Genomic DNA, 25,013 nt, shown 5'->3' with positions numbered 1-25,013 from the left:
AGCCCCGACCGGAGCGGTCAGGGCTTTTTTGAATGAGCAGTGGGGCCCGGCCCTACAGCGGGTTCTTCAGGTCTTTGGGAAAGGCTTTCTGCACGTGCTCCACCTTGGCGGCCGACACGTGGCCGATGTAAGGGTTCTCGGGGTGCAGGCGGTAGTAGCCCTGGTGGTAGTCTTCGGCGGGCCAGAACTTCTGAAACGGCACCACTTGGGTCACGATTTTGCCGCTGTACTCCTTGGAAGCATTCACGCGGGCAATGGTCGTTTCGAGGATTTGCTTTTCCTCCGGCGTGCGGTAGAATGCGGCCGAGCGGTACTCGGGGCCGGCGTCGGGGCCCTGGCGGTTGAGCTGGGTGGGGTCGTGCGAGGCGGTGAAGAAGATGTCGGCCAGCTTCTGGTAGCTCACCACTTTGGGGTCGTAGTAAATCTGCACGGTTTCGGTGTGGCCGGTGGTTTGCTGGGCCACTTGCTCGTAGGTGGGGTTGGCCACGGTGCCGCCGGCGTAGCCGCTCACCACCTGCTTCACGCCCTTTATCTGCTCAAAGGCTTCTTCCTGGGCCCAGAAGCAGCCGCCGGCGAAGGTGGCCATGGCCAGGCCCGTGAGGTTGGCGGGCGCGAAGCCGGCCGTGGAGCGCGGCGGGTTCTGGGCCTCGGCGGCGGGGTGCGAGCCGCAGGCAAAGGCAAACGCCAGCACGCTCAGACTTGTCAGGGATTTCAAACGGTTTTTCATGGCTTGGGAAGTGAGAAACGGCGGCCGGGCGGGCCGGCTTGCGGACAGGTAGACGCGCCCGCGGCCCGGGCCTTACAGCCGGAACGGCCGGTGGCTCAGCTATACGAAATCGGTCCCCGTCCGGCTTGCCCACAAGCTAAACCAACCGGCGAAAGTTCGCTTTGAAAAGCAGGCATTTTGCGGACGGGCGGAAAGGCGGCTGCCGCGGGGAAGCCGGCGCTATAGTACGTATTTATCCAAGCGCCTAAAGTCCGCCTGTAGGCGTTCAATTAAGGGTCGCGGTTAAATTTGCCCGGTTGCGTATCCCTGCCTACGTATTTACCGTAGCAAAGAAACCTGCCCTTCCTTTTCCGCTATGGCCCTACAAACGCTACTTGAAGAACCTCACATCACCATTTTCTACGACCACCTGAACGAATGGCTGCTGGCCGACTGGCACGGCAACCAGGACCTGACCACCGTGCAGCACGGGTGCCAGCAGATGCTGCGCCTGCTGGCCCAGCAGCGCTGCCGCAAAGTGCTGAACGACAACACCCGCGTGACCAGCATGTGGAGCGAAGCCGCCGAGTGGGGCGGGCGGGTGTGGTTTCCGGCCATGCAGGAGGCGGGCCTGCAGTACTTCGCCTGGGTGTATTCGCCCAACGTGTACAGCCGCCTTTCCACCGACCTCACCCTGCAGTTCACGGCCGGCCACTCCGTCGTCGCCACCTTCGACGACCTCGACACCGCCAAAGCTTGGCTCAAGCAGTTGTAGTGGCGCCGGCGCGCAAGCTGAACCTATTTGCCGTATTTTTGCCTGAAAGCCCAGGCCGGCTGCATTTAGCCGCGCCTGTTTTTCAGCTCTTTCGTATGGCTTCAGCCCCTACCGCTTTCACCCTGGTCACGGCCACCGAGCCGCACCGCGTGCGCACCCGCCAAATCATCAAGGCCCACCCCGAGGTGAAGCAGCTGATGACGCGCAACCCCACCACCTTCCTCATCGGCCTGGGCTGCGTGGTGGCGCAAGTGGCGCTGGCCTGGTTGCTGCGCGACAAGGCGTGGTACTGGACCATCCCGGTGGCCTACCTGGTGGGCGCGTTTTTCTCGCACACGCTGTTTGTGGTCATTCACGAAGCGGCCCACAACCTGGTGTTCAAGAAGCTGTGGCAGAACGTGGCCACCGGCATCTTGGCCAATTTTCCGTCGGTGTTTCCCACAGCCATCAGCTTCAAGAATTTCCACATCAAGCACCACGTCTTTCAAGGCGTGCACGAGCTGGACGCCGACCTGCCCGACTGGTACGAGGCCAAGCTGATTCACAACTACAGCATCGGCAAGGCCATCTGGCTGTTTTTCTTTCCGCTGTTTCAGGTTATTCGCACGGCGCGCTGCCGCGAGGTGGCCACCATCGACAAGTACGTGGCGGCCAACATTGTGGCGCAAGTGGCTTTCGATGTCGCCATTGTTTATTTCTTCGGCTGGACCGCCCTGCTGTACCTGTTCCTGAGCTTCTGGTTTTCGGTGGGCCTGCACCCGCTGGGCGCCCGCTGGATTCAGGAGCACTACCTCACCCTCAGCCCCGAGCAGGAAACCTATTCCTACTACGGCCGCTTGAACGGCATCAACATGAACGTGGGCTACCACAACGAGCACCACGACATGCCCAGCATTCCGTGGAACAACCTGCCCAAAATCAAAGCCTTGGCGCCCGAGTTCTACGAGCCGCTGCTGGCGCACACCAGCTACACCAAGCTGTTTTTCCGCTTCCTGTTCGACCAGGAAATCAGCCTCTACTCGCGCATCACGCGCAAGGAGCGCGGCAATGCGACGCTGAAGGACCAGAGCGTGCCGGACAAGGAACTGCTGTCGGTGTAAGGCTGAGTATCAATGCAAGAGCGGCTGCTTCGGGTGAAGCAGCCGCTTTTTTTATGTAGCGTGGACTCTGCGAGTCCGCGCCTGGGCGAACATCCCCACAATGCGCGGACTCGCAGAGTCCACGCTACAGCACCTACGCCTGCTTGGCGAACTGCACGTTGGCAATCAGCTTCACGTCGTCGCCCAGCACGATGGCGCCGGCTTCGGTGATGCCGCCCCAGGTGAGGCCGAATTCCTTGCGGTTGATTTTGCCGCTAACTTCGAAGCCGGCCTTGTGGTTGCCGTAGAAATCGACGGCCGAGCCGCCGTATTCGGCTTCCAGCGTCACGGGCTTGGTCACGTCTTTCATCGTGAGGTTGCCGGTCACTTTATAGGCGTCGCCGTCTTTCACGAAGGCCGTCGACACGAATTTGATGGTCGGGAATTTGGCTACGTCGAAGAACTCCTCGCCCTTGAGGTGGCCGTCGCGCATTTCCTGGTTGGTGTCGATGCTGTCCACGTCGAGCGAAAATTCGAGTTGGGCGTTTTCAAAGTTGTCGTCGCCCGGGCTTTCCATGGTGCCTTGGAACGACTTGAACGAGCCCGTAACGGTAGAGATAACCAGGTGCTTGATTTTGAACTGCACTTCGGAGTGAGTGGGGTCGAGGACCCATTTGGTGGCCGTGGCGGCGGTGGCGGTTTCAGACATGGCGTTTGAAGTTGGTTGGGTGAATAATGAATGCAAAGATAATCAGTGTTGCTACATTTGATGTCGATACATCAATTATTTTTTAGAAGTTCATTTTGACTTGGCTTAAGGCCTGTTGGCAACGGTGCAAACGCTGGCGTACCGTTCTTTAAGGCGCGTTTTCTGCTGACCCGTTTCCCTATGCGTCGTTTGCTCTTGCTGGGGCTGCTGAGTGGTTTGGCCACTCCGCTGGCTTTGGCCCAAAGCCTGCCCGTTCTCTCTCAAAACCCGCCCGGCTTGCGCTGGCACACCGTGCGCACCCCGCATTTCCGGGTGCTGTACGCCGACGGGCTCGACTCGGCCGCGCAGCGCACCGCCGCCCGGCTGGAGCGCTTGCACGACCCCGACGTGGCCACGCTGGGCGTGAGCCCGCGGCCCATTTCGGTGGTGATGCAGAGCCAAACCACCGTCAGCAACGGTTTCGTGACGTTTTTGCCCCGGCACGCCGAGTTTTTCACCACGCCGCAGCAGGGCCTGGGCCTGGGCACCGTGGACTGGCTCGACGGGCTGGTGGTGCACGAGTTCCGGCACGTGGGGCAGTTCGAGAAAGCCCGGCAGGGCATCGGCCGCGTGCTGGGCCCGCTGCTGGGCGACGGCGCCCTGGGCGTGGCCGCCGTGGGCGTGCCGCAGTGGTTTTTCGAGGGCGACGCCGTGGGTACCGAAACGGCCCTCACGCGCAGCGGGCGCGGGCGCATCCCCAATTTCGGCGTGGGCCTGCGCGCCAACCTGCTGGCCGGCCGCCGCTACTCCTACCAGAAAGCCGTGAACGGCTCCCTGCGCGACCACGTGCCCGACTGGTACGTGCTGGGCTATTTCATGACGTCGTACCTGAAAACCCACTACGGCCCGAACATCTGGGCCAAGGCGCTGGACGAATACTACAAGTTTCCCTTCTACCCGTTCTCGTTTTCCAACGGCATCAAGCGCACCACCGGCCTGACGGTGGAGCAGGTCTACGCCCGCGCCATGACGGAGCTGGACTCGACCTGGCGCGCCCAGCAAGCCGCGCAGCCTGCGCCCACGCCGGCGCGCGAGCTGCGGGTAGAAGCTACCGAGCGGGTGTTCACGCAATACGAATACCCGCAATATCTAACCGACAGCACGGTTTTGGCCCTAAAAACCGGCCTCGACTACATCCCGCAACTGGTGCAGCTCAGCCGCCACGGCGCCGAGCAAAAGGTGTTCACGCCGGGCCAACTGAACCTTCCGGAAATGCTGTCGGTGAACGGCGGCAAGGCGGTGTGGCCCGAGTTCCAGCAGCACGCCCGCTGGGGTCAGCGCATTGCTTTGGAACTGAAGGTGTTAGACTTGAAAACCGGCCGGCTCACGCGCATCGGGCGGAGTGGGCGCTACTCGGCTGCGGCCCTCTCGCCCGATGGCACCCGCCTGGTGGCCGCCCGTACCGATGCCAGCTACCACCACGCCCTCTTCATCCTCGATGCTACAACCGGCGCCGAGCTGCAAACCCTGCCCAACCCCGCCAACGACCTATACCTGCAGCCCCGCTGGCACCCCGACGGCCGCCGCCTCGTGGCCGTGACGCTGAGCGCCGCCGGCAAAACCGTCGTCCTCCTCGACCCGAGCACCGGCGCCGCCCGCCCGCTGCTGCCCGTGGCCAACGTGAACCTGGCCAATCCCCAGCCCTGGCAGGGCTTTGTGCTCTATAATTCCGCGCAGTCGGGCATCGACAACATTTACGCGGTGAGTGCCCGCACCGGCCGCACCTTCCGCGTCACGGCCCGGCCGCTGGGCGCCTACCATGCCGCCGTGGCGCCGGACGGCCGCACGCTGGCCTTCCACGACTACCGCGCCACCGGCGCTCGCGTGGTAGAAATGCCCCTCGACAGCACCAGTTGGGCGCCCGTGCCGGTGGCAACTTCTGACGCCCTCGGTCCCTACGCCGATGCCCTTACGGCGCAGGAGCCGGCCGGCCGCGAAGTGGCCCGCCTGCTGGCCCGGCCCGACTCGGCGGCGCCGCGCTACGGGGTGCGCCGCTACTCGCCGCTGGCGCACGCCTTCAACCTGTTCAGCTACGGCGTGGTGCAGAGCCCGGCCGGCAATGCCGTGGCCGTGGGCCTGCGCTCGCAGGATTTGCTGAGCACCACGCAGGTGTTCGCCGGCTTGGGCTACGACCAGACGGAGCGCACGTTCAGCGCCATTGGGGCGCTGAGCTACCAGGGCCGCTTCCCGGTGCTGGACGTGGACGTGACCTACGGCGGGCGCGACGCGGCCGTCATCTCCCAGGGCCGCAGCTACCGCGACCAGTGGCAGTACACCCGCCTCACGGCCGGCTTGCGCCTGCCGCTCAACCTCACGCATTCCAAGTATTTGCAGGCGCTGACGGTGGGCACCTATTTCCTGCATGAGGATGTGCGCAACTACGACCTGCCCACCCGCAAAGTCTCTGAGCCCGCGCCCAACGCCTCGCTCAACGCCATCCAGACCACGCTCAGCTACGCCACGCAGCTCAAGCGCAGCGCACGGAGCGTGGCCCCGAAGTGGGGCGGCACCCTGCTGGGCACCTGGCGCACCACGCCCTTCGGCCAGGGGCTGGAAGCCACGCAGCTGGCGGCGCAGGGCAGCGTGTTTCTGCCGGGCTTGTCGCGCAACCACGCCGTGCGCCTGCGGGCCGGCTACCAGTGGCAGGACCAGTCGGGCGGGCCGCGGCTGTACCAGTTTGCGGCGGCCGTTTCCTTCCCACGCGGCGAGGGCTACACCAGCTTCGACCGGCTGCGCGCGGCCAGCTTCGATTATTACCTGCCGTTGGCCTTCACGCATTGGGAGCTGGGCCGCTGGCTCTACGTGCAGCGCCTGCGGGCCACGCTGTTTGGCGACTTAGCGCAGGGTGACGCCATCCGGGGGCTCGATTTTAAGGTCAATTACCAGAACGTGGGCGTGGATGCGCTGGTGCAGTTCAACGTGCTGCGGCTGCGCACGCCCATTGAGGGCGGGGTGCGGGTGGTATATAGCTCGCAGCTGCGGCAGTGGCTGGTGCAGCCGCTGGCGTTCGATATCCGGATTTGAAGCGGCCATCTGTCATTGCGAGGCCGCAGGCCGTGGCAATCCGTCCTCTCAACACGACCAGCCCCGAATGGTGAAAAAGCCAATTAAAAAGCCCCGGCACCACTGCGGTACCGGGGCTCTCTGATAAAAGGGTGCGTCTGGTGTTGACAGGACGGATTGCTTCGCTACGCTCGCAATGACACGACCCCTACGCCCGAATAACCTGCGGCTTGAGCGTCGTGAGGTCGCCAATCTTCACGGGCTTGCCCGTGTCGATGCTGTGGCGGGCGGCAATGCCGACCAGGCAGGACATGGCCCCGTCGCGGGTGCCGGCCGACTGGCGGTAGGGGTCGGCGCCGGGCTGGAAGATTTGCTTGCGCAGGCGCACGTCGCCGCCGCCGTGGCCTTCCTCGTTGTTAGGCACGCGGATGAGCTCGCGCTTGCCGAAGTTGGGCGTGAACTGGATTTCATCGAAGGGCTCCTCGTCCCAGGTCTGGCGCTCCTTAATCCAGGCTTCGAGGCGGCCCTTGGTGCCGTTGAAGGCAATGCGGTAGCCCTCGTAGGGCGAGTAGGTGGTGAGGCTGTAGCTCACCTGCACCTGGTTGGCGTACTTGATTTGCACGGCCATCTTGTCGAAGATGTCGATGTCTTCCTTCCACACGCAGCCGTCGCGCAGGTAGCCGTCGTACTGCTCGTTGTCGACGTAAATCTTGGTCAGGCGCGCGTCCTTGGTCACGTCCCAGTAGAACTGGCACTTGTCTTTGTGCGGGCAGGGGCGGCAGTGGGTGTGCCGGAACGAGTTGTTTTTGCCGTAGAAATTGAGCTGCCCGTAGGCGTACACTTCCTCGGGGTCGGAGTCGAGCCACCAGTTCAGCAGGTCGAAGTGGTGGGTGGCTTTGTGCACCAGCAGCGAGCCGCTGTTCTGGCGCAGGCGGTGCCAGCGGCGGAAGTAGTCGGCGCCGTGGTGCACATCCAGGTACCAGTGGAAATCGGCCGAGGTGATGTTGCCGATGACGCCCGAGCGCAACATCTCGAACAGCTTCTGGCGGTGCGGCGAGTAGCGGTAGTTGAAGGTGACTTTCACCTTCTTGCCGGTGCGCTTTTCGGCGTCGATGATTTCCTGGCACTTTTTCTCGTCGGTCGTCATCGGCTTTTCGGTCACGATGTTGGCGCCGTATTCCATGCCGCGTACGATGAACTGGTTGTGCGTGGCGTCCACGGTAGTCACGATGAGGACGTCGGGCTTCACCTGCTTCATCATCTTATCGAAGTCGGTGAAGGTGGGGCAGCTCACGCCCAGCATCTTCTTGCCGGTTTCCACGCGGCCGGGGTTGATGTCGCACAGGCCCACGAACTCCATTTTGTCGCCGTGCTCCTTTAGCACCTCCACGCCCCACATGCCCAGGCCGCGGTGGCCGGTGCCCACCATGGCCACGCGGGTTTTGCGGGCGGGCGCCAGGGCCGAGGCCAGCGCATTATTGGTGAGCAGCGAGCCGGCCAGGGCGCTGCCGGTGAGTTGGGTGAAAGTGCGGCGTTCCATGAGGTGCGGTGGGAATGATTGTTGAGGTGAATTTGCCGGTCTTTCCGCGGAAAAGCACCATGCGCGGGCGGGAATAATTGCGCAATCGTTCCCGACGGCGGGCACGAAAAAGCCCCCGCTGCTGGGCGGGGGCTTTTTCGTGGGGTCAGGCCGTAAGGCGGTCAAGCGGTAAGGCCGTCATGTCGAGCTTGTCGAGACATCTCGCGTGGAATAGTAATCAATCAAATAAAAGAATTACTCTAGCACGCGAGATGTCTCGACAGGCTCGACATGACGGTTCTTGGGCTTTTCTCGCCCTTACCGCAGGCGGGTTTCCTGGTGCAGGAAGTGGTCGACGGCGGAGAGGGTTTCCTGGGGGGCGCTGAGGTGGGGGCAGTGGCCGCTGGTTTCCACCACCTTCATGCGGCTGTCGGCCAGCTGCTCGTTGATGTAGTGCCCCACGGCCAAGGGCGCGATGATGTCGTGCGCCGACTGCACGATGAGCGTGGGGATGGTGAGGAAGCCCAGTTCGGCGCGGGTGTCGGAGAAGAAGGTGACGCGGGCGAAGTGCTTGGCAATCTCAGGGTTGGTGCGCACGAAGCTGTTGGTGAGCTCCATCACCAACTCGGGGCTTTCCTTCTGGCCCATCATCACGGGGGCGAAGCCGTGGGCCCAGCCGGTGTAGTCGCCTTCCATGGCGGCCAGCAGCTCGTTGATGTCTTTTTGCTCGAAGCCGCCGGCGTAGCCTTTCTCGTTGATGAAGCGGGGCGAGGGCGACACCAGCACCATTTTGGCAAACCGCTCGGGCTCGCGCACGGCCGCAATCACGCCAATCATGCAGGCCACCGAGTGGCCCACAAACACCACGTCGTGCAGGGCCAGGGCGCTGAGCACTTGCAGCAGGTCGTCGGCGTGGCCGGCCAGGGTGCTGTGCTTGGCGTTGGGCTCGTACGCCTTTTGGTCCGACTTGCCGGCCCCAATCAGGTCGAGCAGCACCACCTGGTAATCTTTTTCGAAGTGGGGTACCACGAGGCGCCAGTCGCTTTGGTCGCCGCCGAGGCCGTGCAGAAACACGATGGTTTGGGTGTTGGGGCCTTTGGCACCGGAGATGGTGACGTGGCTGCGCTCAAGGACGGAAGTAGCAGTTGTTGTCATGCTAAAACAGAAAAAGGGTGAACAATTGGGGATGCAACATACGCCGGTTCCGCACAATATGGATTTCGGGGATGTGAAATATCACAAAAGCACAGCTGTAGGTATAGCATTTGTTGGTTTTTTACCAACGGGAATTCAGTTGCTTAGCCGGAGTCACGGTTGGGCTGCGAGCAGCAGACTATTTTCCGGGCTGGCGGTTACTGCTTTGTGGTGCCGGCTAAAATGGCCTTGCCGGGGCTGTCAGGCAATAAACTGAGCCATAACCTTTGGCTCGGCGGCCAGGTAAGCTAGCCTGTCCATTGCCTTCCACTTTCATCCTTCCTCCTCATGAAATATTCTCTTTGCTGGGTGGCCCTGCTGCTCGGGTGGCTCAGCGCCTGCGCGCCGGCCGTGAACGTTGAGCAGCGCGCCAACGTCGACTTCAACAACTACCGCACCTATGCCTGGGCCGAAACCGAGGTGAAAACCCCGGGCGACCAAAACCCGCTGCTGCGCAGCCCCATCGCGCAGGCCAACATCCAGCAGGCCATCGAGAGCGAGCTGGGCAAGCGCGGCCTGCGCCGGGTGGAGCGCAACCCCGATTTCCTGGTGACCACCCACCTGTTTGTGGAGCAGGCCGAGCGCACCGTGATGAACCCCACGCCTCCGCCATCGGCCTTTGCCTACCCTTACCTGGTGCGCTACCGCGGCGCCCTGCTGCCCGTCAACTACGGTTACTATTACTCGCCGGCCTACTACCAGGGCACCCACACCGAGCAATACCGCGAGGGCACGCTGGTGCTCGACTTCATCGACGCGCGCACCAACAATCTGGTGTGGCGCGGCTCAATGGCCGACCCCGTGAACGACCCCGCCCGCCTGGGCTCGCAGTTTGCCGACGCGGCCAAGGACATTCTGGAGAAATTCCCGAAAGGCAAAACCGGCGGTTCCTGAGCCGGCCCGCCCCGAATGACAACGCCCGACCATTCCTGGCCGGGCGTTGTCATTCGGGGCAGGGCCGAAGACGGGGATAGCGCTAGCGGTTGCCGCCGATACCGGTGCAGCTGGTGGCCGACAGGTTGCTGAGCACCAGGTGCGGCACTTGCAGCCGCGTGCCGATGGCGGGGCAGGGGCGCAACGGGTATTGCTGGTTGGGGTCGTTGCGATAAAAGAAAAACACGCGCTGGCCCACGCGGTTGAGGCTGCCAAAGTCGGGCACGTTGACGGCGGCCACCACATTGGCGCCGAGGCTGCCGGCCGCCTGGCCGATGGGCGTGGCGGCGTCCACGTCAATCAGCACGCCGTCGGGGCAGGCGTCGCCGACGATGACGCCGGAATAGCACCGGGGCGCAGGGAAGCAGGTGGTGGGTTGCGGGGCGGGGTCCTCGCATTTGCGGTGGTGGCAGCCGAGCGTGGCCAGGGAGCCAAGGGCGAGGGCAAGCGTAACGAGTGGGCGCATGGCGGGAGCGGGGGTAAAGGGCTGAAATTCGGTTTCAGGGGCTTGACCGGCCGCGGGGCTGCAAGGTTGCACGGGCGCCGGAGAAGAGGTAGAGCGCGCCATTCGGCCGTCATGTCGAGCGCCGTTTGGCCGTCATGTCGAGCTTGCCGAGACATCTCGCGTGAGATAGTACGTGAGATAGTAACTCAATCGAAAGAAAAGGATTACTATCACGTGCGAGATGTCTTGACAAGCTCGACATGACGGCCAAACGGCGCTCGACATGACGGCTGACCGGGCCGCGCTAGGCTGGCTTGGCGCTGCGGGCGGCGGTGGCGTTGGGCTTGCGCGCCGACTGGAAGGCGGCGAACAGGGTGGGCTGCCGGGTTTCGTAGCGGGCCAGCTGGCGGTCGATTTGGTCGCGGAGCAGGGCCTGGGCTTCGCGGTAGGTGCGGGCGAGGTCTTTGGTGTCGGCGGCGCCTTCGGCCCGGGCGGCGCGGGGGGCGGCCTGCTCGGCCTTGAACTGGGTGAGGGCGTCGCGCAGCTCGATGAGGTCGGCGGGGGCCACGTCGAGGTCGAGCAGGGCCTGGGCGTGCTCGGTGCCTTTGGCGTGGATGAGGGCGCCGAGGCGCACGAGCTCGGCGTCGGGCTTGCGTTCGAGGGTGCGCTGGGAGTAGTCGACGGCGGCTTGCAGGGCCAAGTCTTCGTGGGCGGGGTCGGCGGCGAAGGCGAAGAGGGCGGCGCCGATGTTGTGGGCCGCGGCGGCCACGCGCTGGCGGGTTTTCTTCTTGACGAGGGTGAGGCCGCCCGACTCGGGCCGCTGGGCCTGGTGCTCGGGGTCGAGGATGTTGACCTCGGTTTCGAAGGTGGCCACGGCGGCGGTGAGGGCTTTGTTGCCGGCGTAGTCGGCGGCGTGGTCTTTCAGCACGCGCAGGGTGGTTTGGAACATGGCCAGTTTGGCCCGCTGCTTATCATTCATGGGGAGAATTGGAAAAAGGGTGAACGTGAAAAAACAGCGGAAGCCCCGGCCGCACCAAACGCGGCGGAACTGACAACGATGCCTGCCGCGGCCGCGACGATGGCGGCCGGGCTGGCAAGCCTGCCGGCCAAGCCGACAAGCATAGGTGCGGAGGTGACAAGGGTAGCAGCGGTGACGTCATGTCATGCTGCCGAGGCGTCAAGCATATTTACCATGACGTCATGTCATGTTGCCGGGCTGGCTATCGTGGTGGCCGGGTTGGCAAGCACGGTAGCGGTGCCGGCGAGTGGCGCGGCCGGGGAATGGGGCATCCCGGCGGCGGTTGGTAGCGTGGGGGTTAGGGGTGAGAGCGTGGGGGTAAGCGGTGCGGGAAGGTAGGGAGGATTTGGGAGAATGCAAGTTCCGCCGCGGACTACTTCGACCTACCGCCTTACTTTGTGGAAAACCCTGCTCATTATGCCCACCCCCGCCCAGGCTTCTCCGGCCGTGCCCCGCCTCACCTACCTGCGCATCAAAAACTACCGCGCCCTGCGCGACGTGGAGTTTCGCGACCTCACACCCCTCACGGTGCTCATCGGCCCGAACGGTAGCGGGAAGTCCACGGTGCTGGATGCGCTGGATTTTCTGGCCGAGGCGGTGCGGGGGAATCTGGTGGGGGCGTGGGAAAAGCGGAACCGGTTCCAGGGAATGCGGACGCGGGGGAGTGAGGGGAATATTGAGTTTGAGGTTCACTGTATTGTAGAAGAGGGCAGTATTATATATAATCTATCAGTTGGCGGAGAAGAGGAAACGATTAATGTGGTCAATGAAGTGCTATCCCTAAATAATGGAAAGGACATTCAGCGCATATTCTACTCCGTGCGCGATAAGGCCAAGAAACGCGACTCTACAAGCCACAGAAACGAGTATAGTTCTGATGTGGAAAAATCATACCGCGCAGGCGTACGGGGCGATTTATTAAATCTTTTCATACTTCCAAAGTCACATTGGGAGGTTATTGAGTCTAATACTGACCTAATGGTTAGCGCTATTACTTCCTACCGCTACGTCCACCTCACCGACGACCACCTAAAGGGCTATTCCGACGCCGGCCCGCGCGAAAAACTTTCGCCCAACGGCGACAACCTGCCCAACGTCCTCTACTACCTGCACACCAGGCACCCGGAAACCCTCGCCAACATCACGGCGCAAATGCGGCGCTGGGTGCCGGGCCTGGCCGACATCGTGCCAGAAATCACCTCCGATGAGCGGCTGCTGCTGCGCTTCAAGGACGCGCCGTTTGAAAAGCCGCTGCCGGCGCAATACATGTCGGACGGCACCATGCGGCTGGCCGCGCTGCTCACGCTGCTCTACGAGCCGGATGCGTCCGGGCTGCTGGGCATTGAGGAGCCGGAAAACGAGCTACACCCGCGCTTGCTGACGCGACTAGCAGAGGAGTTAATGAAAGCTTCCGAACAGCGACAGTTGCTGGTGGCTACCCATTCGCCCTTTCTGCTGGATTCATTCGAGCCCGAAGACGTGTGGATTTTGGACCGGGGCCCCGATGGCTACACCAAGGCCACGCGCACGGCCGACATCCCCAACGTGAAGCAAATGGTGGAGGACGGTTCGCCGCTGGGATACTTGTGGACTAGCAATTTCTTCACCGTGGGCGACCCGCTGGCATCCCCCCGTAACGCGGCTCCCGATGCACGTTGAATTTTTGCTGGAAGAGCCTTCAGCCGAAGCGGCGCTGCATCAGTTATTACCTCGCCTGCTGCCACCCGGCGACACGTGGCGCTGTGTGCCGCATCGGGGCAAAGACGCCCTGTTGCTCCGGCTGCCATCCCTGCTGAAAACCTACGCCAGCCGGATTCCGCACGAGCCCGAATTGCGCGTGGTGATATTGATGGACGCAGACTCAGATTGTCGCAAAGTAAAAAAGAAGCTCGAAGACCTAGTGGGCGCGGCGCATCTGCTTACCAAAACAACCGCCGGGCCCAATCAACCTTTTCGGGTGCTGACCAGATTGGCCGTTGCAGAACTGGAAGCATGGTTTCTAGGCGACCGGCAGGCTATTCAAACGGCTTATTCGCGGGTGCGTTCGCATCACTTCAAAGGACTGAACCGTGACCCGGACGCGATAGTAGACACATGGGAAACCCTGCACAAAGTGTTGAGAGAAGGGGGTTATTACGTCAATAAATACCTCAAAATAGAAGTAGCCGAACGAATTGCGGAACAGCTAAGCACCGACTTGGCCCGCAATACCTCCGCCAGCTTCCGCTACTTCTGCGAGGGTTTGGAAGCCCTGCGCTAGCCTCACACTATCGCCTTGCCCTCCACGTCCGCTTCTACCAGCGGGGCCCGGGTCTTGCCGATGATGTAGCGCAGGCCCTTGTCGTAGCTGAAGTAGCTCCAGGTCCACTGCAAGAGCACCATCAGGCGGTTGCGGAAGCCGATGAGCGACACCACGTGCACCACGCTCCAGGCCAGCCAAGCCAGGAAGCCGTCGAGGTGGTATTCCTTGCCGAAGAGCTTGATGTCGGCCACGGCGTGGTTGCGGCCGATGGTGGCCATGGCACCCTTGTCGTCGTAGTGAAAGGGCTCCATGAGGCGGTGGGTGAGCACGCGGTGCAGGTTTTCGCCCAGCCGGCGGCCCTGTTGCAGGGCGGGCTGGGCCACCATGGGGTGGCCGTCGGGGTACTCGGGCGTTTTCATCAGGGCAATGTCGCCGACGGCGAAGACGTTTTCGTAGCCCTGCACGCGGTTGTACACGTCCACGGCGTAGCGGTTGCCGGGCAGCAGGCAGCCCGCGTCGAGGCCCTTGATGGGCGCCCCCGTGACGCCGGCCGCCCAGATGAGGGTGCGCGCCACCAGCTGCTGGCCGGTGTTGAGCGTGGCCGTGTAGCCGTCGTAGGACTTCACCCGCGCATCGAGCCACACCTGCACCCCAAACTTCTGCAAGGACTTCAGGGCCTGCTCCGAGGCGTTGGCCGACATGCCCTTGAGCAGCACCGGCCCGCTTTGCACCAGGTGAATGTCCATCTCCTTGAAGTCGATTTCGCGGTAGTCCTTCGGAAACACGTGGGTGCGCAGCTCGCTCAGGGCCCCGGCAATCTCGACGCCGGTGGGGCCGCCGCCCACAATCACGAAGTCGAGCAGGCTGTTGAGCTGCTCCATGTCGCCGAGCTGCAGGGCCTGCTCGAAGTTGGACAGGACGGTGTTGCGCAGCTCCAGGGCGTCTTCCACGCTCTTGATGGCGATGGCGTTTTTTTCCATCTGCGCGTCGCCGAAGTAGTTGGTGGTGGCGCCGGTGGCCAGCACCAGGTAGTCGTAGCGCACGCAGCCGATGCTGGTTTCCACAATCTGGGCCTGGGCATCCACGGACAGCACCTCGGCCAGCCGGAAGTAGAAGTTGTCCTGCTCGTTCAGGATTTTGCGAAACGGCGACACGATGTCGCCTTCATCCAGCCCCGCCGAAGCCACCTGGTAGAGCAGCGGCTGAAACGTGTGGTAGTTCTGCTTGTCAATCAGCACCACCTGCACCGGGGCGTGGGCCAGCGCCTTGGCCAGCTCCAGCCCGCCGAAGCCGCCGCCCACAATCACCACGCGCGGCTTGCCGAGGTCGTCAATTTTCGTTAACCCTTCCATTGCCATAAAGCTGCGGGCCGGATGGCGGCCGCATGGGGTGGCTTTACCCCGTTTGGGGGAATGGGGTTGTGTTGCGGGGCCGTTCTATGCCCGGGCCAAGGCAACACGTCGCCCGTCATGTCGAGCTTGTCGAGACATCTCGCCCGCTTCGTTGCGCGCTAATCATTCTTAGCCGGCTTTGCAAAGCTTCGCCGCTGATTTCCGTCCCGCCATCCCACGTTTCCAACTCAATGGCCGCCCACGTCGGGTTGAGGCTTTCAACAAGCGCCTCTTTCTTCGCCCTTTCCCACTTCTTGAGTTGCTTTTCCCGCGCAATGGCCTGGTTTGCATCGGGCAATAATTCTGCATACACCAGCAGATTGCATTGGTAATGGCCGGTGAATTTGCCCGTTTCTCCCAACCCGCTGCTATGCTCATCCAATCGCCGGGGCAGGTCATTGGTCACGCCAATGTACAGAACCGTGCGCTTGGGATTGGTGAGGATGTAGACGTACATCGTGCAAGCTTCGTGATTTGCCAGTTCGCCGGCCCATCAGTCATGTCGAGCTTGTCGAGACATCTCGCGTGCCACGACTAATTCCTGATGATTGGATTACTCTCCCACGCGAGATGTCTCGACAAGCTCGACATGACGTTCTTTTTTGTTCTGAACCGCTAATCCGCAGCGCCTACTTCCCGGCCCGGTGAAACACCAGCCGCGGGGCGGCCTTTTCCTTGTCAAACAACCGCAGCTCCTCGCCGCTGATTTCGTAGCGCGCCGTCAGGGCCAGGTTGGTTAGGTAGTGGTTTTCCAGGTCCTGCACCGGGCACGGCACGCGGGTGGGGATGGGCGCCGAAAGCGCCAGCTGCTGCCCGCCGCCGAGCGTGAAACGGCCGCTGAAGTTGTTGCACGGCCCCAGGCCCACGGTGCAGGTGCCCAGCCCCACAAACTCCAGGTAGGAGCCGGCGGTGCCGGAGTAGCTGGCGGCCGCCACCGGAAAGTCGTCGACCTGCGCCAGCATCCAGCGGGCGTCGAGCAGCGTGGCGGCGGTGGGAGAGCCCAGCTCCTCCTTTTCGCAGCTGCTGAGGGCAAGAGTGGCCAGCAAGGCCAGGGGCAAAAGGCGGCGCGAAGGCGTCATCGGAAAAGCAGGCGAAAGAGCGAAGGAGAAATGCAATAATAACAAAAAACCGGCGGCGCGCCCGCGCATTTCGGCATACGGCACCAAGGCAAAACCAGTTGTTTCCGAACTCTTTGCGTAAGCACGGGTGTTGCCGGCCTACTTCCACTGATATTCTTTCCGCTTATGACCGTATTGCCCCTTGCCTCGCTGCTGCTGAGCGGTTTGCTCCTGACCGCGGCCGCCCCCGCGCCCGCCGAGCCCCAGTCCGTGACGGTCACCGTCACGTCCCTGGTATCGACCACGGCGGCCGTCCGGCTGTATTTCTACAACACCCGCGAAGGTTTTTTGAAAAGCGGCAAGTGGGCGTTTTCCAAATCCGTAAAGCCGGCCGGCAAGAGCGAATTCACGCTGCCCGTGGAGCTGCCCCGGGGCGAGTGGGCCGTGGCCATTACCCAGGATTTGAACAACAACGACAAAATCGACAAGAACTTCCTCGGCATCCCCACCGAGCCGTATGCTTTTTCCAACAATGTGCGCCCCACTGTGGCCGCGCCCGGTTTCGATGAGTGCAAATTCATGGTCGACGGGCCCGGCAAGGTCGTCAGTATCGTGTTGAAAGACTAAACGGCATCCCAGTTGCCATAATCCATTCCAAAGTGCCCCCGAAAAGCCGCTTAGCGCCCCCGCGCTGGCGGCTTTTTTGTGCATGGTATTTCTGGCAATAATAATATTTACTCGTCTATGAGTGGGAAGGCTGTGCTATCATTTGTCAAATAATCAGAACTTTAACTGATGCTACGCTTGTACGGAAATGGGAATGGCCTTTAATTTTGCGCAAACATTGCTGTATTCACCTAAATACCAAATCCTATGATGCAAGCCTTTACCCTCCTTCGTGCGTTAGTCGTGGGGAAGTTGGTGCTCTTCTGCGGAGCAGTGGCCTTGGTTGGCATGACCGGTGAAGCGCACGCCCAGTGCACCACCTGCAACATTACCATCACCGCCGCCAATGCCGGCAACAACTTCAGCCCCAGCAACGGCACCATCTGCATTGGAGCAGGCGTCAACTTCACGGGCACCATCAACGTGGCCGGCGACAACGTCACCATTTGCAACAGCGGCACCATGAACGGCACGGTGAAGGTGCCGAACAACACCGCCAACACCATCATTTACAACGGCACTGCCGCAGGCTCGGGCGCGGTCTGGAACTCGTACGTGGGCAATAACTTCAAGGACCCGGTCGTCATCAACAACTATGGCACCTGGAACGGCAGCATTCAGCCCCTGGCCGCCGGCAGCACCGTCAACAACAAGGCCGGCACGACCTGGGCGGTATACACGACCTACGCCGGCAACGTAACCGTGGTGAACGACGGCACCTGGTCAGGCAGCTTGCAGCCGTCGAACGGCGTGGCGTCCGCGATGTCCATCACCAACACGGGCACCTGGTCGGGGTACATCGAGCCGAAGGGTACCATTATTCTCAACAATAGCGGCACGTGGAACGCCACGAGCGTTAACTACACGGGCAGCCTCACCGTTAATCACACGGCCGGCGCCTGGAGCACGGGCCTGACGCCCAGTGGCTCCAGCTCCATCGCGGTCAGCAACAGCGCCAACTGGACGCAGGGCTTCAACTTCCCCAGCCCGGGCCCGAGCCAGTTCACGAACGCCGCCGGGGCCACGGCCACGTTTGGCAGCTACCTCGGCATCGCGGCTTCGACCACCCTCGTCAATAACGGCACCATGAACCTGAATGGCGGTATGGCGGCCATTACCAGCAACTCCAGCCTCACCAACAGCAGCGGCAGTACGTTCAGCGTTACCGGCGGAATCGTGAACAACGGCACCATTACTAACGCCAGCACCATTTCCGCCAGCGGCAATTTTAACAATAACGCCGGTGGCAGCCTCACCAACAGCAGCGGCAGCGCGTTCAGCGTGGGCGGTGAAACCGTTAACAGCGGCACCATTGCCAACGCCGGAACCCTCGCCGTGAGCGCCAATTTTACCAACAGCGCCAGCGGCGTTGTCACGGGCCCGGCGGCGCCCCAGCGCGGCACCATCACGGCCGGCGGCTACACGCAGAACAGCGGCGCTTTCGGCGTGACCGGGCGGCTGAATTTCTGCGACGCCGGCAGCCCCTCCAACGGCTTCGACGCGGCCGGCGGCACCATTGGCAGCGCCACCATCTTCTGCTCGGCCGCGCCGCTGCCGGTGGTGCTCACCTATTTCTCGGCCCAGGCCAGCAAAGGCACCGTGCAACTGCGCTGGGCCACCGCCACGGAGCATAACAGCAAAGCCTTTGTGATAGAGCGCAGCGCCGACGGCGAGGTCTTCGCCGCCGTGGCCGAAACCAAAGCACAAGGCAGCTCGACGCGAGCCATGGAGTACGCCGCCGTGGATGCCAAACCCCTGCCGGGCACCAGCTACTACCGCCTGCGCCAGGTAGACGTGGACGGCACCACCACCTACTCCAAAGCGGCCACCGTGAGCGTAGCCGTCCCCAACCAGCCCGTTGATTTCTACCCCAACCCCGCCGCCGACCGCCTCACCCTGGACCTGAGCACGGCTCCCGCCACGCCCTGCGAAGTGCGCCTCGTGCGCCTCACCGGCCAGCTGTGGCTGCGCGCCAGCCTAACTGGCGGCCGGGCGCAGGAACTGCCGCTTGCAGGCGTGCCCGCCGGCCTGTACCTGCTGCACGTGCGCACGGCGCAGGGCAGCACCGTGCAGCGTCTGGAGAAGCAGTAAGCCCTAAAATCAATCGCCCCGAAAGGGGTGCAGGCCCCGCGCCAGTCGTTCCGTGAGTGTCACGGCGCGGCGGGCGCGGGTTTCTTTTTGCTTGGCCTCATCCACCCAGCGGGCCATGGCGCGGCGGTGGGCACCGCTGTAGTTGTGGAAAGCCGTTTCGGCCTCGGGCCAGGCGGCCAGGGCTTCGGCCAGCTCCGGGGGCAGGTCTACGTGGTCGGGGTTGGGGTCCGGGGTAATGTCGATGTCGAGCCACTGGCCCAGCTCGATGCCCACGGCGCGGCACACGTCCTTGTTCAGCATGAGGTAGCGCCCGCCGCCTTCCAACGGCAGCAGCCCCAGCCGCAACGCGTGCCCCCGAATGCTGACAATGACGCGCTTGGCCGCCTTGCCGCCCAAGGCTACCAGCACCTCGGCCGGCACCACAATGGTTTGAGTGGGCATAAAGCTGGGGCCGCCCGGCTCCAACTGGGCCCGGAAATGGATGGGTTCGGTCATGGCGTATGAATGTTGAGCTGGCCGGTGCGGCCAAAGCTAGCAGCGGCGCTGGTTTTTGCACGCCTTCTTGTCTTCGCGCGCCAAAGCGTTGTCCGCAAACGCCACCAGTTGGCTGGCCAATGGGCGCCGGGTAGTTTTGCCAAAAACGCCATGCCCCCTTCTCCGCAGCAGCAACTTGCGCTTTCCCTGTTTGCCTACGCGGCCCAGCGCGGCACGGCGCCGGCCCGCCTGGAGCAGCTGGCCGGCGTTAGCCCAACGGCGCTGCTGAACGAGCCGGCTGGCCCGCTTTCGGCCAAGCAATGGCACGACCTCTGGCTCAACGCCGCCCACCTGACCGACGACCCCCTGTTTGGCCTGCATTTTGGCGAGGCTGCCACGCCCATGGCCCTGGGCGTGGTGAGCCAGCTGGTGCAAAGCAGCCGCACCGTGGGCGAGGCCCTGACCCAGGCGGTCCCGCTGCTACCCCTGTTTACCGACCAGATTGGGCTGGCAATAACCCATTCGGGGCAACGCTTCTCGCTGCGGTTTCACTTTTTGCCCGGGGCGTCATCGGCGGTGCCAGAAGCGTTGGGCCACCTCATGGAATTCTTTTTGGCGTTTGTGCTACACGAACTGGACGGGCTGGTGCTGGAGCGCATCCGGCCGGACGCGGTCTGGTTTCCGCCCGCCGCGCGCCGGCTGCCCGACCACGCCCGGGCCTTGCGGGCCGCCGCAATTGCCGACGGCCAACCGGGCGAGTACGTGCTGGAAATCGACAACTGCTATTGGGACTTGTCCATCCTCACCGGCAGCTACGAAATGCAGGCGCTGCTGCTCAAAAAAGTGGCGGCGCTGACGGCGGAAAAGCCCGCGGCCGCGCAGCTAAAGGACCGAATAAGCGGGCACCTGCTGGCCAACGCCTATCTGGGGCTGCCGTCGCTGGAAGCGCTGGCGGCCAACTTCTGCCTCAGCCCGCGCAGCCTGCAACGCAAGCTGCAGGACGAAGGCACCACCTACCAGGAAGTAGCCGACGCCGTGCGCAAAACCTTGGCCCTTCACTACCTGCAGGCCGGCCACCACCCGCTGAAAGAAGTGTCCTACCTGCTGGGCTACAACGAGGTGAGCGCCTTTAGCCGGGCCTTTAAGCGCTGGACCGGGCAAAACCCCGGCAACTACCGGGCGGCATAGCAGCAGGCCGCAAACACGGGTTTGATAAGGTGACGCAAACTGGTAACGGGTTGGCGGAAAAAGGTACGGAGCAGGCGGGCTCGGGAGCGAAAATTTGCAACCATGAAACAGCGCTTGCTTCCCCTGCTGGCCATTGGCTTACAGCCGCTTTCGATGGCCGCACCGGTGGGTTTGCCCCCGGCCCAAACCACTTCTCTTTCACCAGCCACCGTCTCATTTTTCACCCCTTTTCCAACACTCCGTTTTATGGAAACCCAACCCCAACAAGTCGTTCACGACTTCCTGACCGCCGTGCAGCACGGCCAATTCGACAAAGTAGGCGCAGCCCTGCACCCCCAGGTGCAGTGGAGCCAGCCCGGCCGCAACCGCCTCTCCGGCCTCAAGCACTCGCGCGAGGAGGTGTTTGGCATGGTGGGCCAAATGCAGGAGCTCACCGCCGGCTCGCTGGTGCTCACCGCCGCCGACCTGATGAGCGTGAACGGCAACCGCGTGGCCTGCCGCGTGCACTGGAAAGCCGCCCAGCCGCCCGGCGCCGTGCTCAACGTCGACAACATCGACGTGTACACGGTTGAAAATGGCCTGATTACGCAAGTACAGGTTTTCTCGGCCGACGCTGCCCAGGAAGACGCCTTCTGGGGCCAATAGCCGGCACGTTTGCCGCTTGGGCTATGGGTGACGCTCCTGAAGCGGCAACCAGCAAACGGACCTGCTTCGCTGAGCTAATGCCAGCCCAGCGGAGCAGGTCCGTTTTTTATGGCTCAATGGAGTTGCTACGCTGCGGCCGGCGCCAGCTCCCGCAGCTGCTTGTTGATGAAGTCTACTTCCTCAAACGTGAGTTCAAAGTCCATGGCGCGGGCGTTTTGCACGGCCTGCTCGGGGTTGCGGGCGCCCACCAGCGCCACCGAAATGCCGGGCTGCGCCAGCGTCCAGCGCAGCACGAGCTGGCCGAGGGTGGCGTTTTTGGTTTCGGCCAGCGGGCGGATTTTGTTGAGCACGGCGTTCACGCGCGTCACGTTTTCGGGCGTAAAAAGACGATGGCCCCGGCGCAGGTCGCCTTCGCCAAACTCCTGGCCGGGCTTCATCTTGCCCGTCAGCAACCCCAGCTGCAGCGGGCTATACACCAGAATAGCCTTGTGGTTTTCGATGCAGTACGGCACCACGTCCTGCTCAATGTCGCGGCGCACCATGCTGTAAGGCACTTGGTTGGAGGCCAGCTGCACCGTCTTTTCGGCTTCCTGCATCTGGGTCACCGAGTAGTTGCTCACGCCGGCGGCGCGCACCTTGCCCTGCTCGATGAGCCGGCTCACGGCTTCCATGGTTTCGTCAATCGGCGTGGTCACATCGGGCCAGTGCTGTTGGTAGAGGTCAATGTAGTCGGTGCCGAGGCGGCGCAGGCTGTCCTCGCATTCCTTGATGATGCTGTCGCGGCCGGCGTACTTGTACACGTCGAGGTCGCGGCCGTCGTTGTCCTTGGTTTTCATGGCGAAGTCGCCCTGAGCCAGGTCCCAGCGCATGCCGAACTTGGTGAGGATTTGGACCTTGTCGCGCGGCAGGCTTTTGATGGCTTCGCCCACAATTTGCTCGCTGAAGCCCATGCCGTACACCGGCGCCGTGTCGATGCTGGTCACGTCGAGGTCATAGCTGGCCTGGATGGCGCCCACGGCGTCGTTTTGCTCGGTGCCGCCCCACATCCAGCCGCCGGCTGCCCAGCTGCCGAAGGTGATGCGCGAAACCGAAACGCCGGAGCTGCCTAATTCTTGAAATTCCATGAGGGGTAAGGGTAAAGTGAAGGCCGGGCCGCAAAGCCGCGCCCAGCGCCAGGGGTGCTAACTGCGCCGCGCGACCGAATGTTGCGCCCCGTGCGCAGCCCCATGAGGTCTGGGTGCCCGGCACCGGTAATTATTTACTCTTGCGGTAAAGATGCTTCGCTCCACGTTCTTGTGCTTACTGCGAAGAAACCAAACCTTTCTGGTGCTTATAATTGTTGTACCTACATCAATTTATTAGGCTATTCCATCATGAAAGTTGAAATCTGTTCCGACGTCGTTTGCCCGTTCTGCTACATCGGCAAGCGCAAGTTTGAGAACGCGCTGAAAGACTTCGCGCACCGCGACGAAGTGGAAGTCGTCTGGCACAGCTTCCAGCTCGACCCCAATTTCCAGCCCACGCCGGGCGAGAGCACCCACGAGGCGCTGGCCAAAAAGAAAGGCGTTTCTACGGACGAAGCCCGCAACATGGGCGCTTACGTGACCAAGGCCGCCGCGGAAGTGGGCCTGCATTACGATTTCGACCGCACCATACCGGCCAATACTTTTCTGGCGCACCAGCTCATCCACCTCGGTGCCCACCACGGCCGGCAAGACGCCACCAAGGAGCGCCTGATGGCCGCCTACTACCTCGAAGGCCAGAACGTGGGCGACCTGGAGACGCTGGTGAAGCTGGGCGCCGAAGTGGGCCTGGACGCCACCGAAATTCGTGAAGCCCTCAAAGCTGGGATGTATGCCAACGCCGTGCGCCTTGACGAGTACCAGGCTCAGCAAATCAACGTGCGCGGCGTGCCGTTCTTCGTGTTTGAAGACAAATATGCGGTGTCGGGCGCGCAGCCCAGCGAACTGTTTGCCGAAGTGCTGGAGAAGGTGTACGACGAGTTCAAGCCCGCGAAGCCGGCGCCGGTGCTGGTGGCCGACGGGCCGGCCTGCGGCCCGGAAGGCTGCGATTAAACATTTTTTAAGTTTGGAACGTCATGCTGAGCTTGTCGAAGCATCTCGCGTGCGGTAGTAAATGATTTACTATTGCACGCGAGATGCTTCGACAAGCTCAGCATGACGTTTCTTTTTGTTTCAATTTCAACGTCGTGTTGAGTCGCGCTCAGCCGCGCCGCATGGGGATGTGCGGGATGCCATCCTCCACGTACATCGGGCCGCACTGCTCGTAGCCGAAGCCGTTGTAGAACGCCTCCAGGTGCTGTTGCGCGCCGATTTTATTGGGTTGCGGGCCGAACAAGGCGTCGGAATGCAACAGGGCCTGGCGCATGAGCTCGCGGCCCAGGCCGAAGCTGCGGTAGGGCTGGGCTACGATAACGCGCCCGATGCTGGCCTCGTCGTAGCACTTGCCGGCGCCGAAGAGGCGGGCGTAGGCCACCAGCTCACCGGCTTCATTGTAGCCCAGCAGGTGGTAGGCGTCAAGGTCCTGGCGGTCAATGTCCTGATACGGGCAGTTTTGCTCCACCACAAACACCTCGGAACGGAGGCGCAGCACGTCGTAGAGAATGAGGGGCGGAAACGAGTCGAAGGCGATGCAGTGCCAGCGGATGGTCATTGAGCGAGGGTTAGTCTTTGGGCATTTGGGCAACTTCCGGCAGCGTCACCACGCGGTAGGCAATGCCGAGGATGGCGGCATTTTGCTCCAAGGTGGTGGTGAAACCGGCCTGGCGGCGGCGCGCGTTCACGCCTGCCGGGTCTTTGATGGGCCAGATGAACGGCGGCTGGGCCTCGCGGCGGCCGGTGGCGGGGTTGGTGTGGCTGTAGCTCATGCCCTGGGTGCCGTAGCGCTGAGGCTTGCCGGCCCGCATGAGTTGGCGGTCCAGCATCTGGGCGTAGAGGCGGAAGGGCAATTCGCCTTTGGCGGCGGCTTTTTTGATGAGGGGCAGGTACTGGCTGATGGCGTCGGAATGCTGGACGACGTTCCAGACGGTTTCGTTCGTGGGCTCGCCCACCAGGCTCTTGCCGGGGTAGCCGTACTGCTTCACAATGGCGCGCACCCGCACCAGGTTGGATGAGTCGGTTTGCAGCATTCGCCGGATGGCGTAGGGCTGCAGCTGGTCCTTCGGCACGCCCAGGGCAGCCGCCAGCGAGTCGGGGCGCCGGCTGAGGCGGCGGTCGAACAGCAGCAGGCGCCAGCGCTGGTCGGCGGCGTAGAGGCTGTCCAACTCGCGTTTCAGCGCGGGGTTCGGCTTCGTTTGGGCCCGCACCGAGCCCGCCGCCGACAGCAGCAACAGCACCAACACAACAACTTTCATACGCGGCGGCAAAGGCAGGAGCGCAAGATAAGAACCGGCCCGAAAAAAGCCCGGCCCGTTGCGCAAACAACGGGCCGGGCCCAACGATTAATTCCAGCCGTTTATTTCTTCGCGCCCGGCTTGTCCTTCTGGGTTTTGGAGAGCGACTCGATGTTGCCGCTGCCCGTGCCCACGCCCTGGTTGGCCGACTTGGTGGTGGAGCTGGACCGCGACGCCCGCGTGGCGCCCGTGGCCGGCGCTGTGTTGATTTTCTTGCCCGTGCGCTGCCCGTTGCCGGCCGACACGTTGGGCGCCGAAACAGTGGGCGAGGGCGCGGACGCATCGGAGGTGCTGCTGGAGGCGCGCTGCGCCGCCGACCCGGACTTGCCCTGGGAAGTGGGCGTTTGGGCCGAAGCCGTGGTGATGCTGGCGGCCAAAGCAGCCAGGATGAGAAGATTTTTCATGAGTGGGAAGGAAGTTGAAATG

At 62.8% G+C, this 25,013-nt stretch carries 25 protein-coding genes; 11 read left to right on the top strand and 14 right to left on the bottom strand.

Translation table 11 applies throughout. The features are described 5' to 3' along the window. Nucleotides 1-52: 52 nt before the first annotated feature. Nucleotides 53-727 carry a peptide-methionine (S)-S-oxide reductase MsrA gene (gene msrA, locus I2H31_RS12670; RefSeq protein ID WP_196293402.1) on the bottom strand — a complete coding sequence of 225 codons (675 nt, stop codon included), beginning with the start codon at nt 725-727 and terminating at the stop codon, nt 53-55. A gap of 355 nt (nt 728-1,082) precedes the next feature. Between msrA and I2H31_RS12665 the strand changes: the two genes are divergently transcribed. Both I2H31_RS12665 and I2H31_RS12660 read left to right on the top strand, forming a co-directional pair. Continuing rightward, the gene (locus I2H31_RS12665; protein ID WP_196293401.1) at nt 1,083-1,481 is read left to right on the top strand and encodes a hypothetical protein; all 399 of its coding nucleotides are present in this window, start codon (nt 1,083-1,085) and stop codon (nt 1,479-1,481) included. A 95-nt stretch (nt 1,482-1,576) separates the two neighbouring features. Further along, entirely contained in the window at nt 1,577-2,581 is a 1,005-nt protein-coding gene (locus tag I2H31_RS12660; RefSeq protein ID WP_196293400.1) for a fatty acid desaturase, read from the top strand. A gap of 133 nt (nt 2,582-2,714) precedes the next feature. Here I2H31_RS12660 and I2H31_RS12655 read toward each other — a convergent pair whose 3' ends face one another. Continuing rightward, complete coding sequence (locus I2H31_RS12655) at nt 2,715-3,269, bottom strand: YceI family protein (protein WP_196293399.1); 555 nt, start codon at nt 3,267-3,269, stop codon at nt 2,715-2,717. Between the two features lie 180 nt (nt 3,270-3,449). Between I2H31_RS12655 and I2H31_RS12650 the strand changes: the two genes are divergently transcribed. Next, nucleotides 3,450-6,332, top strand: coding sequence for a TolB-like translocation protein (locus I2H31_RS12650; RefSeq protein WP_196293398.1), 2,883 nt, complete (start codon nt 3,450-3,452; stop codon nt 6,330-6,332). A 187-nt stretch (nt 6,333-6,519) separates the two neighbouring features. Here the strand turns inward: I2H31_RS12650 and I2H31_RS12645 are convergent, their stop codons facing one another. Further along, entirely contained in the window at nt 6,520-7,851 is a 1,332-nt protein-coding gene (locus tag I2H31_RS12645; RefSeq protein ID WP_196293397.1) for a Gfo/Idh/MocA family protein, read from the bottom strand. A gap of 297 nt (nt 7,852-8,148) precedes the next feature. Beyond that, nucleotides 8,149-8,985, bottom strand: a complete 837-nt coding sequence (locus tag I2H31_RS12640) for an alpha/beta fold hydrolase (protein ID WP_196293396.1) — start codon at nt 8,983-8,985, stop codon at nt 8,149-8,151. A gap of 327 nt (nt 8,986-9,312) precedes the next feature. On the opposite strand from I2H31_RS12640, the gene I2H31_RS12635 reads away from it, so the two are divergent. Further along, nucleotides 9,313-9,918 carry a DUF4136 domain-containing protein gene (locus I2H31_RS12635; protein WP_196293395.1) on the top strand — a complete coding sequence of 202 codons (606 nt, stop codon included), beginning with the start codon at nt 9,313-9,315 and terminating at the stop codon, nt 9,916-9,918. 82 nt (nt 9,919-10,000) lie between these two features. On the opposite strand, the gene I2H31_RS12630 is transcribed toward I2H31_RS12635, so the two are convergent. Together I2H31_RS12630 and I2H31_RS12625 are read right to left on the bottom strand one after the other, a co-directional pair. Beyond that, nucleotides 10,001-10,423 (bottom strand): hypothetical protein, encoded by a 423-nt coding sequence (locus tag I2H31_RS12630; protein ID WP_196293394.1) that lies wholly within the window; start codon nt 10,421-10,423, stop codon nt 10,001-10,003. A gap of 283 nt (nt 10,424-10,706) precedes the next feature. After that, nucleotides 10,707-11,381 carry a hypothetical protein gene (locus I2H31_RS12625; RefSeq protein ID WP_196293393.1) on the bottom strand — a complete coding sequence of 225 codons (675 nt, stop codon included), beginning with the start codon at nt 11,379-11,381 and terminating at the stop codon, nt 10,707-10,709. Between the two features lie 393 nt (nt 11,382-11,774). Here I2H31_RS12625 and I2H31_RS12620 point away from each other — a divergent pair, with 393 nt between their 5' ends. Together I2H31_RS12620 and I2H31_RS12615 are read left to right on the top strand one after the other, a co-directional pair. Further along, nucleotides 11,775-13,079, top strand: coding sequence for an AAA family ATPase (locus I2H31_RS12620; protein ID WP_317192225.1), 1,305 nt, complete (start codon nt 11,775-11,777; stop codon nt 13,077-13,079). Then, on the top strand, nt 13,069-13,680 hold the full coding sequence (locus tag I2H31_RS12615) for a DUF4276 family protein (protein WP_196293391.1): 612 nt from the start codon (nt 13,069-13,071) through the stop codon (nt 13,678-13,680). The genes I2H31_RS12620 and I2H31_RS12615 overlap by 11 nt, the downstream gene beginning before the upstream one ends. A gap of 2 nt (nt 13,681-13,682) precedes the next feature. Here I2H31_RS12615 and I2H31_RS12610 read toward each other — a convergent pair whose 3' ends face one another. The 3 genes from I2H31_RS12610 to I2H31_RS12600 all read right to left on the bottom strand — a co-directional run bounded on the left by I2H31_RS12610 (nt 13,683) and on the right by I2H31_RS12600 (nt 16,132). Beyond that, nucleotides 13,683-15,014: an NAD(P)/FAD-dependent oxidoreductase gene (locus I2H31_RS12610; RefSeq protein ID WP_196293390.1), complete on the bottom strand. Its 1,332-nt coding sequence runs from the start codon at nt 15,012-15,014 to the stop codon at nt 13,683-13,685. Between the two features lie 115 nt (nt 15,015-15,129). Further along, nucleotides 15,130-15,510, bottom strand: a complete 381-nt coding sequence (locus tag I2H31_RS12605; RefSeq protein WP_196293389.1) for a GIY-YIG nuclease family protein — start codon at nt 15,508-15,510, stop codon at nt 15,130-15,132. A gap of 172 nt (nt 15,511-15,682) precedes the next feature. Continuing rightward, nucleotides 15,683-16,132 (bottom strand): META domain-containing protein, encoded by a 450-nt coding sequence (locus I2H31_RS12600; RefSeq protein WP_196293388.1) that lies wholly within the window; start codon nt 16,130-16,132, stop codon nt 15,683-15,685. 165 nt (nt 16,133-16,297) lie between these two features. Here I2H31_RS12600 and I2H31_RS12595 point away from each other — a divergent pair, with 165 nt between their 5' ends. Both I2H31_RS12595 and I2H31_RS12590 read left to right on the top strand, forming a co-directional pair. Beyond that, nucleotides 16,298-16,738, top strand: a complete 441-nt coding sequence (locus I2H31_RS12595; RefSeq protein WP_196293387.1) for a DUF2141 domain-containing protein — start codon at nt 16,298-16,300, stop codon at nt 16,736-16,738. Between the two features lie 246 nt (nt 16,739-16,984). After that, nucleotides 16,985-18,868 (top strand): T9SS type A sorting domain-containing protein, encoded by a 1,884-nt coding sequence (locus I2H31_RS12590; protein ID WP_196293386.1) that lies wholly within the window; start codon nt 16,985-16,987, stop codon nt 18,866-18,868. A gap of 9 nt (nt 18,869-18,877) precedes the next feature. Here the strand turns inward: I2H31_RS12590 and I2H31_RS12585 are convergent, their stop codons facing one another. After that, entirely contained in the window at nt 18,878-19,363 is a 486-nt protein-coding gene (locus tag I2H31_RS12585) for a YdeI/OmpD-associated family protein (protein WP_196293385.1), read from the bottom strand. Nucleotides 19,364-19,513: 150 nt separating this feature from the next. On the opposite strand from I2H31_RS12585, the gene I2H31_RS12580 reads away from it, so the two are divergent. Both I2H31_RS12580 and I2H31_RS12575 read left to right on the top strand, forming a co-directional pair. After that, nucleotides 19,514-20,530 carry an AraC family transcriptional regulator gene (locus I2H31_RS12580; RefSeq protein WP_196293384.1) on the top strand — a complete coding sequence of 339 codons (1,017 nt, stop codon included), beginning with the start codon at nt 19,514-19,516 and terminating at the stop codon, nt 20,528-20,530. A 246-nt stretch (nt 20,531-20,776) separates the two neighbouring features. Next, nucleotides 20,777-21,175, top strand: coding sequence for a nuclear transport factor 2 family protein (locus I2H31_RS12575; protein ID WP_196293383.1), 399 nt, complete (start codon nt 20,777-20,779; stop codon nt 21,173-21,175). A gap of 125 nt (nt 21,176-21,300) precedes the next feature. Here I2H31_RS12575 and I2H31_RS12570 read toward each other — a convergent pair whose 3' ends face one another. After that, on the bottom strand, nt 21,301-22,299 hold the full coding sequence (locus I2H31_RS12570; protein ID WP_196293382.1) for an aldo/keto reductase: 999 nt from the start codon (nt 22,297-22,299) through the stop codon (nt 21,301-21,303). 249 nt (nt 22,300-22,548) lie between these two features. Between I2H31_RS12570 and I2H31_RS12565 the strand changes: the two genes are divergently transcribed. After that, nucleotides 22,549-23,250: a DsbA family oxidoreductase gene (locus I2H31_RS12565; RefSeq protein WP_196293381.1), complete on the top strand. Its 702-nt coding sequence runs from the start codon at nt 22,549-22,551 to the stop codon at nt 23,248-23,250. Nucleotides 23,251-23,398: 148 nt separating this feature from the next. Here I2H31_RS12565 and I2H31_RS12560 read toward each other — a convergent pair whose 3' ends face one another. From I2H31_RS12560 to I2H31_RS12550, 3 genes are all read right to left on the bottom strand, one after another. Then, a complete protein-coding gene (locus I2H31_RS12560) occupies nt 23,399-23,848 on the bottom strand; it encodes a GNAT family N-acetyltransferase (RefSeq protein ID WP_196293380.1) in 450 nt (149 codons plus the stop codon). 10 nt (nt 23,849-23,858) lie between these two features. Then, nucleotides 23,859-24,548 (bottom strand): DUF6624 domain-containing protein, encoded by a 690-nt coding sequence (locus I2H31_RS12555; RefSeq protein ID WP_196293379.1) that lies wholly within the window; start codon nt 24,546-24,548, stop codon nt 23,859-23,861. A gap of 101 nt (nt 24,549-24,649) precedes the next feature. Continuing rightward, a complete protein-coding gene (locus I2H31_RS12550) occupies nt 24,650-24,991 on the bottom strand; it encodes a hypothetical protein (protein ID WP_196293378.1) in 342 nt (113 codons plus the stop codon). Between the last annotated feature and the right edge of the window lie 22 nt (nt 24,992-25,013).

The sequence above is a fragment of the Hymenobacter ruricola genome (assembly GCF_015694525.1).
GTDB lineage: Bacteria > Bacteroidota > Bacteroidia > Cytophagales > Hymenobacteraceae > Hymenobacter > Hymenobacter ruricola.
The sequence above is the reverse complement of the archived record's forward strand: the minus strand, read 5'-3'. Positions and strand labels throughout refer to the sequence as shown.